The sequence below is a fragment of the Escherichia sp. E1130 genome, from assembly GCF_005781065.1.
Taxonomy (GTDB): Bacteria; Pseudomonadota; Gammaproteobacteria; order Enterobacterales; family Enterobacteriaceae; genus Escherichia.
In genome coordinates this window covers 45,758-59,023 of the sequence record NZ_VATL01000019.1, presented here as the reverse complement: position 1 = coordinate 59,023, position 13,266 = coordinate 45,758, and the positions used below count along the sequence as shown (strand labels likewise).

Sequence of the window (13,266 nt, the reverse complement as noted above, 5' to 3'; positions counted from 1 at the left end):
AAGTATGCGTCATGCCGGAACGCCCAGCATAAGAAATCTGATATAAAAACTGTGGCGTGTATGGTACGGATTAGAGGGGAAAATGTCAGCACATTTGCGAAATGAATCAAAAAGCCCGCAGCGGTCTGCGGGCGTTAGTGTTAGCGCACGACCAGCACTGAGCACTCGGCGTGACGTACTACGGCAGCGGCGTTAGAGCCGAGCAGGTAGGTGGTGATATCCGGTCGATGAGAAGCAATGATTATCATGTGAGCAGGGATTTTTTTCGCCATTTCCAGAATACGGTCTTTTGGCGAACCTTCTTCAACATGGACATGCACTCTGTCAGTCGGCAGTTTGAATTTTTTAATGACTTTTTCCAGTTGCGATTTGGCTTCCGCTTTCAGGTCATCCATTGCCGGTAACTCTGCGGAATACGCTAATCCCAGAGAGGCATAGTAGGGTAGCGAAGGTATTACCGTCAGGAAATGAACCTCTGCATCATCAATCTTTGCCTCTGCCTCAACGTGGCTAATCACACGTTGAGTTAATTCTGAATCTGAAATATCGATAGGGACAAGAATCGTTCTGTTCATAAAACCTCCTGTTTTAGTATCCGCATAAAGTGTAACGCCAGATGACTCATTTTGTGTAATGACGGAGTTCACATTTTTAATTTAGATCAAGGGAGGAGAAATATGAAGAAAATGCCCGCCAAACGGCGGGCAGGCAAGATTAAAACTGGTATACCAGACCTAAAGCAACGATATCATCGGTAGAGATACCGTTCGCAGCGTAGAAGCTGTCATCCTCATCAAGTAGGTTGATTTTATAATCAACATAGGTGGACATGTTTTTGTTGAAATAATATGTTGCGCCAACGTCGGCGTATTTAACCAGATCTTTATCGCCATCAGTACCGACTAAATCGTTGCCTTTAGACATCAGGAAGGAGACAGCCGGACGCAGGCCAAAATCAAACTGATACTGGGCAGTAACTTCAAAGTTCTGGGTTTTGTTGGCAATCGTATTTGCAGAATTGCCGTAAGGCGTCATGTTACGGGTTTCAGAGTACATGGTTGCAAGGTAGATATTGTTAGCATCGTATTTTGCCCCTGCCGTCCATGCGTCAGCCTTATCGCCTTTTGCAGTAGAGAATTCAGCCTGTTGGTTGGTACGATCAGAACTGGTATACGCAGCACCAATGCTCACCCCCATACCTAAGTCGTAGGTAGAGGAGATACCGAAACCGTCGCCATTGGCATTCTTAATATTACGACTGCCGCCGTTTGCCGTACCTTCTTGCTCATGACTAACCTGGTTTTCGTTCGCTCCCTGATACTGCACAGCAAAGTTCAGGCCATCAACCAGACCGAAGAAATCGGTGTTACGGTAGGTCGCGACGCCGTTTGCACGACCGGTCATATAGTTATCGGCTTTGGTATAAGAATCGCCACCGAATTCAGGCAGCATATCTGTCCAGCCTTCGATGTCGTACATCACACCATAATTACGACCATAGTCAAATGAATCGAAGTCACCAAATTTCAGACCAGCAAATGCCAGACGAGTCCAGGAGTCGCCTTTATCATTTTCAGAGCCATTAGCCTGAACGTTATATTCCCACTGACCATAACCGACCAGTTGATCGGTAATTTGAGTTTCGCCTTTAAAACCAAAACGTACATAAGTTTGATCGCCATCACTATTCGCATTATCAGAAAAATAATGCAGGCCATCGACTTTGCCGTACAGGTCTAATTTATTGCCGTCTTTATTATAAATTTCTGCTGCATGTGCAGCACCTGCGGCGAGCAGGGCAGGGATTAAGAGCGCCAGTACTTTGCTTTTCATTGAATAAATCCTTTAGTTTTTTTATTTGCCTTAATTTCCCCTGTTTGGGGAATGAAAACATCCTAAAGGAGAAGTTCAGTTAGCAGATAAATATCATTTGTTACGCCTTAAGTAAAACCTTAATCAAATAATTCTATGGAAATAGTAATAAGTTTGATGAATGTGTTTTTGGGGAATCATGCAAAATAAAAATTATACATTTAATAAAGCATGGGTTATTCTGCGCGGGTTATATGCCTTTATTGTCACAGATTTTATTTTCGGTTGGGCCATTGCATTACTAATGTTTTTCCAACGAATAAAAAGACAAGCCCGAACTTTCGTTCGGGCTTTTTTTTGAATTGGATAATAGTTATCCAGAAAGGTTACTCGGTGCTATTTTTTTCCGCCTTTCCGGCCATTTGTGCCAGGAAGTCATAACGTTTTTGCAAATCAGCGGCGGCATCTTTCCATAACTGTTCGGCCACTTCCGGCTGTTGCGTGTTCAGACGGCGGAAACGCTGCTCATGAAGAAGCGTTTCTTCCAGAGCTTCTGAAGGCGGGCGGGAATCCAGCGCCAGAGGCAGTTTACCTTCATCGGTTCGACGCGGGTCAAAGCGATACAGCGGCCAGAAGCCAGTTGCGGTGAGTTGACGCATCTGGTCGTGACTTAATGCCAGGTCATAACCGTGCTCTTCACATGGGCTGTAAGCAATAATCAGCGATGGCCCCGGATACGCTTCTGCTTCCTGTATCGCTTTCACCGTCTGGTTGAGTTGTGCGCCAAGAGAAATCTGCGCGACATAAACATGACCGTACATCATCATGCTAACACCAAGATCTTTGCGTGCTTTGCGTTTGCCATGTTCACCAAACTTAGTTACCGCGCCAAGCGGGGTGGCTTTCGATGCCTGACCACCGGTATTGGAATAGCATTGCGTATCCAGCACCAGGATGTTGACGTTTTCCGTCAGACTCAACACATGATCCAGACCGCCAAAGCCGATGTCGTAAGCCCAGCCGTCACCACCAATCAGCCAGATTGATTTCTCCACCAGTGCATCTGCGTCACGCAGCAGTTCATGCGCTTCAGCCACATCTTTGAGTTGCTGGCGCAGAGCAGCGACTTGTTCGCGACGAACGTCTGGTGTGGCGTCTGATTTCAACGCAGTCAGTAACTCAGTAGGGATTTTATCAGCAAATTGATCCAGCAGACGCAGCACGCGGACACGGTGTTGATCGACTGTCAGGCGGAAACCAAGGCCGAATTCGGCATTATCTTCAAATAGCGAGTTCGCCCATGCCGGTCCACGACCGTTGGCATCAGTGGTATATGGCGTGGAGGGCAGGTTGCCGCCGTAAATAGAAGAACAACCAGTAGCGTTGGCAATCAACATCCGATCGCCATAGAGCTGAGTGAGCAATTTGATATACGGCGTCTCACCACAACCGGAGCAAGCGCCAGAATATTCAAACAGCGGAGTGATCAACTGCGAAGTACGAATATCAATACGTTCCAGTTTGCTGCGGTCGATTTCTGGTAAATTCAGGAAGAAGTCGTAATTGATTTTCTCTTCTTCCACATGTTCCAGACGCGACATCATATTGATGGCTTTGATCTCTGGATTTTGTCGGTCTTTCGCCGGGCAAACTTCTACGCATAGGTTACAACCGGTGCAGTCTTCCGGTGCGACCTGCAACACATATTTCTGTCCGCGCATATCACGAGATTTCACATCCAGTGAATGCAGGCTGGTCGGAGCGTTTTCCATCGCTTCGGGCGGTACGACTTTCGCGCGAATGGCGGAGTGTGGGCAAGCCGCGACGCAGTGGTTACATTGAGTACAGAGTTCCTCTTTCCAGATAGGGATCTCTTCGGCAATGTTGCGTTTTTCCCAGCGAGTAGTGCCCATCGGCCAGGTGCCGTCTGGCGGCAGCGCCGAAACGGGGAGGGCGTCGCCAAGTCCGGCGAGCATCGCAGCGGTAACCGTTTTGACAAAATCAGGTGCGGCATCAGATACCACTGGTGGACGGTTGGCACTTTGCGGATTTACCGGTTGCAGTGGTACTTCTTCAACGGACTCGCGCGCCAGCGCCAGAGCTTGCCAGTTGCGTTCCACCAGATCCTGGCCTTTGCTGCTGTAACTTTTGGCAATGGCGCCCTGAAGTTCGGCCAGGGCGCTGTCGCCAGGCAGAATTTGCGTCAGGTGGAAGAAAGCCATCTGCATGACGGTGTTAATGCGTGCTGCCAGCCCACATTCGCGGGCAATTTTCGCCGCGTTAATCACATAGAAACGCGCTTTTTTCTGATTCAACACAGCCTGAACTTCTTGCGGCAGCCGCGACCACACTTCATCGGCGCTGTACGGTGTGTTAAGCAGGAAAATGCCACCAGGTTTTAAACGCTCGGCCATTTGATATTTGTCGATAAACTGCAACTGGTGGCAGCCAACAAAATCAGCTTGCGAAATCAAATACGCGGAACGGATGGGCTGCTCGCTTACGCGCAGATGGGAAACTGTCAGGCCACCCGCTTTTTTAGAGTCGTAAACAAAATAGCCCTGGGCATACCACGGCGTGGAGTTACCGATAATTTTGATATTGTTTTTAGTTGCGGAAACGCTGCCGTCGCTACCCAGCCCGTAAAAGAGTGCTTCCAGTTTTGCCGAATTTGGCAGAGTATTTTCCGGCAATGGTAGCGACAAATTGGTCACATCGTCATAAATACCGACGGTAAAGCGAGCTTTCGGTTTAGCTGCGTTGAGTTCGGCAAATACCGCCAGTACACAGTCTGGGCCAAATTCTTTGGATGAAAGACCATAGCGCCCGCCAATGACGCGTGGCAGTGTTTCGCGCTCGCCATTATTAAAGGCTTCAGCCAGCGCCGTCATTACATCCAGATACAGGGGTTCTGCCTGCGCACCAGGCTCTTTGGTGCGATCCAGCACCGCCACAGTACGTACAGAGTTCGGCAATGCTTGCAGTAAGTGTCTGGCGGAGAAAGGGCGGTAAAGTCGCACTTTTAGTACGCCCACTTTTTCGCCACGGGTCAGCAATTCGTCCACGACTTCTTCACAGGTGCCGATGGCCGACCCCATCAGGATAATTACCCGTTCCGCTTGCGGATGACCATAATACTCAAACGGCTGATACTGGCGACCTGTCGCGGCAGCGAAATCAGCCATCGCCTGTTCAACATGGTCATAGACCGCGTTGTACCACGGGTTAGTGGCCTCACGTGACTGGAAGTAAGTGTCCGGATTAGCCGACGTACCGCGGATTACCGGATGTTCCGGGTTAAGTGCGCGAATGCGATGAGCATCAATTTCTGCCTGGGGCATTAGCTCAAGAATAGTGTCGTCGGCCAGCGGGACAATTTTGTTGATTTCGTGGGAAGTGCGGAAACCATCAAAGAAATGAATAAATGGCACGCGGCTTTTCAGTGTTGCGATGTGCGAAATGAGAGCAAAGTCTTGGGCTTCCTGCACGTTTGCTGCACACAGCATGGCGCAGCCAGTCTGACGTACCGCCATCACATCTGAATGATCGCCAAAAATAGAGAGCGCATGAGTGGCCACAGTACGCGCTGCCACATGCAGTACAAACGGCGTCAGCTCACCTGCCAGTTTATACAGCGTCGGGATCATCAGCAGTAAACCCTGCGACGATGTAAATGATGTCGAAAGAGCGCCTGTTTGCAAAGCACCATGCACAGTTGCGATAGCGCCAGCTTCTGACTGCATTTCAACCACACGAGGTGTATCTCCCCATACGTTCTTCAGGCCGTTTCCGGCCCAGGCATCAGCCTGTTCAGCCATCGTGGAACTCGGGGTAATAGGGTAAATGGCGATAACTTCACTGGTGCGAAATGCCACCGAAGCTACCGCGCCATTTCCGTCAATTGTGATCATACGACACCCTTACATTGCGCAAATGAGGGGCGCACGAAAAAGCTGCGCGCCCAGTAGTAATCTTTTAATTTTAGCAAACGGCTTTCTGCTGCATTTTCGCTTTTGTGTTCTCTATATCAGCGTAATGAATGTTTTGATCAAATCCGGTACAAAAAAATAGCCACAAAATAGTAACAATACGTTGCAATTCACAATACAGTTCTCGACGTAGCCGCCTGAGCTGCCTATTATTACGGCGGTGTCGTTGGACTTAAAGATTTGAGGAAGTAAAGATGCGAGTAATGTTGTGCGTAGGGGCTGCTGTTTTATTGTTGTCGGCGTGTAGTAGTGAACCTGTTCAGCAGGCGACCGCGGCACATGTGGCCCCAGGTTTAAAAGCGTCAATGTCGAGTAGCGGAGAGGCAAATTGTGCGATGATTGGCGGTTCGCTTTCCGTTGCCCGTCAACTGGATGGTACAGCGATCGGGATGTGTGCATTGCCCAACGGCAAACGCTGTAGCGAACAGTCGCTTGCCGCCGGAAGTTGTGGCAATTATTAATTCATTAAATCCGCCAGCTTATACGTTAATGTCTGTTTTGCGGTCGCCAGCGTTAACTGATTCGCGGTCAGATCCACTTGCGCACCTTCTTTCAGCATTTCGCGGATGGTGTTATCGAGTTCGTTAAGCTGTGGATTGGCACACATCATACGAGTCATTGCCAGTCCTTTAACTTTTAGTTCTCCGTCCGAAAGTTTACCTTCGCCGCTAAAGCGGTTGCACATGTTGCCAGAAATCATCATCTTTTCACCAAAGCTGATTTCTGGCGGGTTTTTCTCGCTGGCAACAGGTTGACCATTTACACTTTCCAGTACGAAACGGTGATGCTGTAACTGTTCTGGCGTTACAGCAATTTTGTCATTACTTACACATCCCGCCATCAGCAGGCTTAGCGCGACTAGCGCGGCAACTTTCTTCATTGTGGTTCTCAACTTAAGGTATATACCGGATGCAACGCGACGCGCCTTATCCGTCCTTCAAACGTATTTTAAGGATAGTGGATGAAAGATCTTTGGGGATTATCTGAATAAGCTCCCCTGACTTGCAGGGGAGCCGCAAAATTAAACCAGTTCGTTCGGGCAGGGTTCGCCTTTTTCCAGATTGCTCAAATTTTGCAGCGTTGTCTGGGAAATACTGGTCAGGGCTTCTGCCGTCAGGAACGCCTGGTGTCCGGTGAACAGTACGTTATGGCAGGCTGACAGACGACGGAAAACATCATCCTGAATCACATCGTTGGATTTATCTTCAAAGAACAGATCGCGTTCATTCTCATACACGTCCATTCCCAGCGAGCCAATTTTCTGGTTTTTCAGTGCTTCAATCGCGGCTTGTGAATCAATCAGCGCACCACGGCTGGTGTTGATGATCATTACGCCATTTTTCATCTGATCGAACGCCGCCTCATTCAGCAGGTGGTAGTTCTCCGGCGTCAGCGGGCAGTGTAGGGAGATAACGTCTGATTCAGAGAACAAGGTCGGCAGATCGACATATTCCACGCCGAGTTCCAGTGCTGCTGCACTTGGATACGGATCGAATGCCAACAGGCGCATACCAAAACCTTTCAGTATACGCAGCATTGCTACACCGATTTTACCGGTGCCAATCACCCCCGCCGTTTTACCGTACATGGTAAAACCAGTAAGCCCCTCCAGAGAGAAGTTGGCGTCACGGGTACGCTGATACGCGCGGTGAATACGACGGTTCAGCGTCATCATCATACCAATCGCATGTTCAGCAACGGCTTCCGGATCGTAAGCTGGGACACGCACCACTTTGAACCCCAGCTCTTTTGCCGCGTCGAGGTCGACGTTATTGAAACCGGCACAGCGCAGGGCGATATACTTAACGCCGTGCTTTTTCAGCTCCTCCAGCACCGGACGGCTGCCGTCGTCGTTTACGAAAATACATACTGCTTCGCAACCGTTGGCGGTTTTTGCCGTTTTTTCCGTCAGCAGAAAGTCAAAAAATTCCAGCTCAAAGCCAAAGGACTCGTTCACCTGTTGCAGGTACTTTTTGTCGTACTGTTTTGTGCTATATACGGCGAGTTTCATAAGACTTTCTCCAGTGATGTTGAATCACATTTAAGCTACTAAAAATATTTTACAAAATTTAAAATTTAATTGAAAGTTATGGCGATATTGAAAATTCCAGGAACATCTATGCTTAGTGTAGGCGCAACCTTCAACTGAACGGTTAAACATGCCACAATACCTGTATTGACTGCTTAATTTTTCGCTAAATCAGGATATTAACTACCCATGTTGGGTAAATATAAAGCCGTTCTCGCGCTGCTATTACTGATTATTCTTGTGCCGTTGACGCTGCTGATGACGCTCGGGCTGTGGGTTCCCACGCTGGCGGGTATCTGGCTACCGCTCGGTACACGCATTGCATTGGATGAAAGCCCACGCATTACGCGTAAAGGTTTAATTATTCCCGATCTCCGTTATTTGGTGGCGGATTGCCAGTTGGCACATATCACCGATGCCAGCCTTTCGCATCCCAGTCGCTGGTTATTGAACGTCGGTACAGTAGAACTTGACTCCACTTGCCTGGCGAAATTGCCACAGGAAGAACCCTCGCCAGCCGCACCGAAAACTCTTGCGCAGTGGCAATCCATGCTGCCTAACACCTGGATCAATATTGATAAACTGATTTTTTCACCCTGGCAGGAATGGCAGGGAAAACTCTCTCTATCGTTGACCTCCGATATCCAGCAACTGCGTTATCAGGGCGAAAAAGTTAAATTTCAAGGCCAACTTAAAGGGCAGCAACTCACGGTCAGTGAACTGGATGTTGCCGCCTTTGCAAATCAGCCGCCAGTAAAACTGGTGGGAGAATTTACCATGCCGCTTGTGCCGGATGGGCTTCCGGTAAGTGGTCATGCTACAGCAACGTTGAACCTGCCACAGGAACCGTCACTGGTGGATGCCGAGCTGGAGTGGCAGGAAAATAGTGGGCAATTGATTGTAATGGCTCGAGATAACGGCGATCCGTTGCTCGATTTGCCGTGGGAAATTACCCGTCAACAGTTGACCGTTAGCGATGGTCGCTGGAGCTGGCCGTATGAAGGTTTTCCCCTGAGTGGGCGGCTGGGTATCAAAGTCGACAACTGGCAGGCAGGCCTTGAGAACGCGTTGGTGAGTGGTCGACTGAGTGTGCTGACCCAGGGGCAAGCGGGTAAGGGTAACGCGGTGCTTAATTTCGGCCCAGGAAAATTAAGCATGGATAACAGTCAGATGCCGCTGCAACTGACCGGTGAAGCGAAGCAGGCAGATCTCATTTTATATGCTCGCTTACCTGCTTACTTAAGCGGAAGTCTGGCTGACCCAACGCTGGCCTTTGAACCGGGAGCGTTATTACGTTCAAAGGGGAGAGTCATCGATTCGCTGGACATCGATGAAATCCGTTGGCCTTTAGCAGGGGTAAAAGTCACTCAACGTGGCGTTGACGGGCGCTTACAGGCTATTTTGCAGGCTCATGAAAATGAATTGGGCGACTTTGTGCTGCATATGGATGGACTGGCGAATGATTTTCTTCCTGACGCTGGCCGCTGGCAGTGGCGTTACTGGGGCAAGGGCAGTTTTACCCCAATGCACGCCACCTGGGATGTTGCAGGAAAAGGTGAGTGGCAGGACAGCACGATTACGCTGATCGATCTCTCAACCGGGTTCGATCAGTTGCAATATGGCACGATGACCGTGGAAACACCGCGCTTAATTCTTGATAAACCCGTTGTCTGGGTGCGCGACGCCCAGAATCCGTCTTTTAGTGGCGCGCTTTCGCTGGATGCAGGACAAACACTTTTCACGGGCGGCAGTGTGTTACCGCCATCAACGTTAAAATTTAGTGTCGATGGGCGCGATCCGACGTATTTCCTCTTCAAAGGGGATTTACATGCTGGTGAGATTGGTCCGGTACGGGTGAATGGTCGCTGGGACGGTATTCGCCTGCGCGGCAACGCCTGGTGGCCTAAACAATCACTGACCGTATTCCAGCCGCTGGTGCCACCAGACTGGAAGATGAACTTACGCGATGGCGAGTTGTATGCCCAGGTGGCATTTTCTGCTGCGCCTGAGCAGGGTTTCCGTGCGGGTGGGCATGGCGTGTTGAAAGGTGGCAGCGCGTGGATGCCAGACAACCAGGTCAACGGTGTCGACTTTGTTTTGCCATTTCGTTTTGCCGACGGTGCGTGGCACCTGGGAACGCGGCGGCCTGTGTCATTACGTATTGCTGAGGTGGTTAACCTGGTGACGGCAAAAAATATCACTGCCGATCTTCAGGGCCGTTATCCGTGGACCGAAGACGAACCCTTGTTACTGACCGATGTGAGTGTTGATGTTTTGGGCGGTAACGTGCTGATGAAACAATTACGTATGCCGCAACACGATCCGGCGCTGTTGCGACTGAATAATCTCTCTTCCAGTGAACTGGTTAGCGCCGTCAATCCGAAGCAATTCGCGATGTCAGGGGCATTTAGTGGTGCATTGCCGCTATGGCTTAATAATGAAAAATGGATTGTGAAAGATGGTTGGCTGGCAAACGCAGGTCCCATGACTTTGCGCCTGGATAAAGACACCGCCGATGCAGTGGCAAAAGACAATATGACCGCAGGAACTGCCATCAACTGGTTGCGCTATATGGAAATTAGCCGTTCATCGACAAAAATTAATTTAGATAATCTCGGCGTGTTAACCATGCAGGCGACGATCAGTGGTAATAGTCGCGTCGATGGTAAAACCGGTACGGTAAATCTCAATTACAACCATGAAGAGAATATTTTCACGCTGTGGCGCAGTTTACGCTTTGGCGATAATCTCCAGGCATGGCTGGAACAGAATGCCCGACTCCCGGAAACTGGCTGCCCATCAGGAAAAGAGTGTGAGGAAAAACAATGAAAATAGTGATAGCCGCGTTCGCGTCCTCTTTTATGTTGGTTGGCTGTACGCCGCGCATTGAAGTGGCTGCACCGAAAGAGCCAATCACCATTAATATGAACGTTAAAATTGAGCACGAGATCATTATCAAGGCGGACAAAGACGTTGAAGATTTGCTCAAAACCCGTAGCGATCTTTTTTGAGGTAATGATGAAAAGAACATTACTCATAGCGGTATGGATTATTGGCCTGGTGAGCAGTAGTGCGATGGCATTAACCCTGAATGAAGCCAGAAGTCAGGGGCGGGTAGGTGAAAGGCATAATGGCTACCTTGCGGCTATAAGCACTGATCCGGAAACACGCGAGCTGGTAGCAAATATCAACCAGGCACGGAAAGAGAGTTATCAGAAGCTCGCTGAAAGCCATAATATCCCATTGGAGGAAGTGGCGAATCTGGCAGGGACGAAGCTGGTGGAAAAGGCAAAACACGGTGAATACGTGCAGGGCATAAATGGTATGTGGGTACGGAAATAACATACAACGGTAGTTCAAACACCATTTGGTAGTAGTCGGTGAAAAATAGGGTATTAGTTCACAAGATCATTGTGCACCGTGTCGCTGCAAAGGAGAACATCGATTACACCGACATAGCATTCAAGGCGACAATAACAATACTAATCTCGACGGTAAATTAACGGTTGTTGTTGATAGTGAAACGACCGCTCAGGAATATTTAAAAGTTGATGGTAGTAGATGCGGCGCTTGACGCGTTTTGTTTTGGTGTCTTTCAGGACAATAGAGCAACTCATCCAGTAATCTTGTTTACGCCTTCGCATTATTTATCTCTTTTCATTTCTATACTGATTTTCTTAATCCGTTTTATTACAGGGCAGGGTGCGATGAGCAGCAACACATTTACTCTCGGTACAAAATCCGTTAATCGTCTTGGTTACGGTGCAATGCAACTGGCTGGGCCTGGCGTTTTCGGCCCTCCGAAAGATCGCCACGTTGCTATAACCGTGCTGCGTGAGGCACTGGCATTGGGCGTCAATCACATTGACACCAGTGATTTTTATGGTCCGCATGTCACCAATCAGATTATCCGTGAAGCGCTTTATCCTTACTCTGACGACCTGACAATTGTCACTAAAATTGGCGCGCGGCGTGGTGAGGATGCTTCCTGGTTGCCCGCTTTTTCTCCGGCAGAGCTGCAAAAAGCGGTGCACGATAATCTACGTAATCTCGGCCTGGACGTACTGGATGTGGTTAACCTGCGCGTTATGTTTGGCGATGGTCATGGCCCAGCGGAAGGATCGATTGAAGCCAGCCTGACCGTGCTGGCGGAGATGCAACAACAAGGGCTGGTAAAACATATTGGTCTGAGTAACGTCACACCGACGCAGGTTGCAGAGGCGCGTAAGATTGCCGAAATCGTCTGTGTACAGAACGAATACAACATCGCGCACCGTGCTGATGACGCAATGATTGATGCTTTGGCCCGCGATGGCATTGCATACGTACCGTTCTTTCCGCTCGGTGGTTTCACGCCGCTGCAATCCTCCACGCTTTCGGAAGTGGCAGCAAACCTTAATGCGACACCGATGCAGGTGGCGCTGGCATGGCTGTTACAGCGTTCACCGAATATTTTGCTTATCCCTGGGACGTCTTCCGTCGCGCATTTACGGGAGAATATGGCTGCTGAAAAATTGCATCTTTCTGAGGAAGTGTTGTCTACGTTGGATGGTATTTCGCGAGAATAACGAATCAGACGCTCGCAGATTGTGCTGAAGGAAGAGCACAAAGCGATGCTGAGATTGTGGGAAAATAGGTTAGCGGATTGAGATGTGGACTGAACTACAGTCCACATCAAGATCGTGTCCGGTTATGCAGCAACAATGCTGTCAATGGCTGCTTTCGCGTCAGACTGTGCTTTTGCTGCCATTTCCGGACCGTAGGCAATCCCTTCGGCGAAAACAAATTTCACATCAGTAATGCCGATAAAGCCCAGGAACGTGGACAGATACGGCGTCACCAGGTCAGTTGGTCCATCTTTATGGATACCGCCGCGGCTGGTAATAACGATGGCTTTTTTACCCGTTACCAGACCTTCCGGACCATTCTCGGTATAGCGGAAAGTAACGCCTGCACGTGCAACCAGGTCAAAATAGTTTTTCAACTGAGTCGAGATGTTGAAGTTGTACATCGGTGCCGCAATAACGATAACGTCGTGGGCTTTCAGCTCGGCAATTAGATCATCGGAAAGCGCTAAAGCCTCCTGCTGACGCGGAGTCAGCGGCGCATCGCTCGGACGCAGAGCGCCAACCAGTTCACCATCCAGGACCGGAATCGGATTTGCAGCCAGGTCACGAACAGTGATTTCATCAGCGGAATGCTTTTCACGCCACTGTTCAACAAAATAATCGGACAACTGATTAGACTGAGAGTACCCTGCCAGGATGCTGGATTTAAGAACTAATACCTTGCTCATGGTGTTTCCTTATAGATGTTTGAATGGGCGATGCCCCGTTGCTTGTTGACACTTTATTCACAATCCTGCCACAGAGATAGCGCAATATATCGAAGTCTATGTTCGAATTTATTGAACAACACATAAAAAGCTGCGATGTG

11 protein-coding genes and 1 pseudogene are annotated in these 13,266 nt (G+C 49.2%); 6 read left to right on the top strand and 6 right to left on the bottom strand.

The annotated features are described in order from the left end of the window. Positions 1-140: 140 nt before the first annotated feature. The 3 genes from uspF to nifJ all read right to left on the bottom strand — a co-directional run bounded on the left by uspF (position 141) and on the right by nifJ (position 5,723). The gene (gene uspF, locus FEK66_RS17965) at positions 141-575 is read right to left on the bottom strand and encodes a universal stress protein UspF (protein ID WP_130260872.1); all 435 of its coding nucleotides are present in this window, start codon (positions 573-575) and stop codon (positions 141-143) included. A gap of 139 nt (positions 576-714) precedes the next feature. After that, complete coding sequence (gene ompC / locus FEK66_RS17960; RefSeq protein ID WP_138211518.1) at positions 715-1,833, bottom strand: porin OmpC; 1,119 nt, start codon at positions 1,831-1,833, stop codon at positions 715-717. 365 nt (positions 1,834-2,198) lie between these two features. Further along, positions 2,199-5,723 carry a pyruvate:ferredoxin (flavodoxin) oxidoreductase gene (gene nifJ / locus FEK66_RS17955; protein WP_135493873.1) on the bottom strand — a complete coding sequence of 1,175 codons (3,525 nt, stop codon included), beginning with the start codon at positions 5,721-5,723 and terminating at the stop codon, positions 2,199-2,201. Positions 5,724-5,995: 272 nt separating this feature from the next. On the opposite strand from nifJ, the gene FEK66_RS17950 reads away from it, so the two are divergent. Then, the gene (locus FEK66_RS17950) at positions 5,996-6,262 is read left to right on the top strand and encodes a DUF333 domain-containing protein (protein WP_130260869.1); all 267 of its coding nucleotides are present in this window, start codon (positions 5,996-5,998) and stop codon (positions 6,260-6,262) included. On the opposite strand, the gene hslJ is transcribed toward FEK66_RS17950, so the two are convergent. Then, on the bottom strand, positions 6,259-6,681 hold the full coding sequence (gene hslJ / locus FEK66_RS17945; protein ID WP_130208751.1) for a heat shock protein HslJ: 423 nt from the start codon (positions 6,679-6,681) through the stop codon (positions 6,259-6,261). The two genes, FEK66_RS17950 and hslJ, sit on opposite strands and share 4 nt — an antisense overlap. Positions 6,682-6,822: 141 nt before the next feature. Next, a complete protein-coding gene (ldhA, locus tag FEK66_RS17940) occupies positions 6,823-7,812 on the bottom strand; it encodes a D-lactate dehydrogenase (protein WP_064527367.1) in 990 nt (329 codons plus the stop codon). A 207-nt stretch (positions 7,813-8,019) separates the two neighbouring features. Here ldhA and FEK66_RS17935 point away from each other — a divergent pair, with 207 nt between their 5' ends. From FEK66_RS17935 to FEK66_RS26035, 5 genes and pseudogenes are all read left to right on the top strand, one after another. Further along, a complete protein-coding gene (locus tag FEK66_RS17935; protein ID WP_135493875.1) occupies positions 8,020-10,659 on the top strand; it encodes a YdbH family protein in 2,640 nt (879 codons plus the stop codon). Continuing rightward, the gene (locus FEK66_RS17930) at positions 10,656-10,841 is read left to right on the top strand and encodes a YnbE family lipoprotein (RefSeq protein WP_000706310.1); all 186 of its coding nucleotides are present in this window, start codon (positions 10,656-10,658) and stop codon (positions 10,839-10,841) included. Before FEK66_RS17935 ends, FEK66_RS17930 begins: the two co-directional genes overlap by 4 nt. A gap of 7 nt (positions 10,842-10,848) precedes the next feature. Beyond that, positions 10,849-11,172 (top strand): YdbL family protein, encoded by a 324-nt coding sequence (locus tag FEK66_RS17925; protein WP_135493907.1) that lies wholly within the window; start codon positions 10,849-10,851, stop codon positions 11,170-11,172. Between the two features lie 365 nt (positions 11,173-11,537). Next, positions 11,538-12,398, top strand: a complete 861-nt coding sequence (gene pdxI, locus FEK66_RS17920; RefSeq protein WP_135493877.1) for a pyridoxine 4-dehydrogenase — start codon at positions 11,538-11,540, stop codon at positions 12,396-12,398. Then, positions 12,399-12,479, top strand: a pseudogene (locus FEK66_RS26035) (hypothetical protein); the annotation flags it as partial. Positions 12,480-12,520: 41 nt separating this feature from the next. Here FEK66_RS26035 and azoR read toward each other — a convergent pair. After that, positions 12,521-13,126, bottom strand: a complete 606-nt coding sequence (gene azoR, locus FEK66_RS17915) for an FMN-dependent NADH-azoreductase (protein ID WP_097740873.1) — start codon at positions 13,124-13,126, stop codon at positions 12,521-12,523. Positions 13,127-13,266 lie beyond the last annotated feature (140 nt).

Coding starts and splice junctions, on each gene's coding strand:
- uspF (WP_130260872.1), bottom strand. CDS start 575: ATGAACAGAACGATTCTTGTCCCTATCGATATTTCAGATTCAGAATTA.
- hslJ (WP_130208751.1), bottom strand. CDS start 6,681: ATGAAGAAAGTTGCCGCGCTAGTCGCGCTAAGCCTGCTGATGGCGGGA.
- pdxI (WP_135493877.1), top strand. CDS start 11,538: ATGAGCAGCAACACATTTACTCTCGGTACAAAATCCGTTAATCGTCTT.
- FEK66_RS17930 (WP_000706310.1), top strand. CDS start 10,656: ATGAAAATAGTGATAGCCGCGTTCGCGTCCTCTTTTATGTTGGTTGGC.
- FEK66_RS17935 (WP_135493875.1), top strand. CDS start 8,020: ATGTTGGGTAAATATAAAGCCGTTCTCGCGCTGCTATTACTGATTATT.
- nifJ (WP_135493873.1), bottom strand. CDS start 5,723: ATGATCACAATTGACGGAAATGGCGCGGTAGCTTCGGTGGCATTTCGC.
- FEK66_RS17950 (WP_130260869.1), top strand. CDS start 5,996: ATGCGAGTAATGTTGTGCGTAGGGGCTGCTGTTTTATTGTTGTCGGCG.
- azoR (WP_097740873.1), bottom strand. CDS start 13,126: ATGAGCAAGGTATTAGTTCTTAAATCCAGCATCCTGGCAGGGTACTCT.
- ompC (WP_138211518.1), bottom strand. CDS start 1,833: ATGAAAAGCAAAGTACTGGCGCTCTTAATCCCTGCCCTGCTCGCCGCA.
- ldhA (WP_064527367.1), bottom strand. CDS start 7,812: ATGAAACTCGCCGTATATAGCACAAAACAGTACGACAAAAAGTACCTG.
- FEK66_RS17925 (WP_135493907.1), top strand. CDS start 10,849: ATGAAAAGAACATTACTCATAGCGGTATGGATTATTGGCCTGGTGAGC.